Below are 242 nucleotides of genomic sequence, written 5' to 3'. Positions count from 1 at the left end.
CTCGCGCGTCGGCCGATAAGCCAGCAAAGGCGCCCAAGCGGCGCACCCGCTGGAGCCCGTCCGTGGAAACCCCCGATCACGCATCACCGGCCGTCGAGGCCGCATCCAACGAGCCCCATCCCTGGGCCAGCCTGCCGCCGGAGCGCTTTCAGCTGCTGCGGCTGATGCCGCAGCCGGCGGATCGCCGGGTCGGCGCGCGCCCGCTGCGCTTCGTGCAACTCGGTCTGGTCGAGCGCCATGGC

General features: G+C 73.1%; 1 pseudogene. It reads left to right on the top strand.

Annotated features, from left to right (window positions below):
• Positions 1–62 precede the first annotated feature (62 nt).
• Positions 63–242: pseudogene (locus FS767_RS22550) on the top strand (hypothetical protein); the annotation flags it as partial.

It is taken from the genome of Pseudomonas sp. DE0010 (assembly GCF_007680745.1).
GTDB classification, from domain to species: Bacteria; Pseudomonadota; Gammaproteobacteria; order Pseudomonadales; family Pseudomonadaceae; genus Aquipseudomonas; species Aquipseudomonas parafulva_B.
Note: the sequence above shows the minus strand (reverse complement) of the source record. Positions and strands in the feature narration are given on the sequence as shown.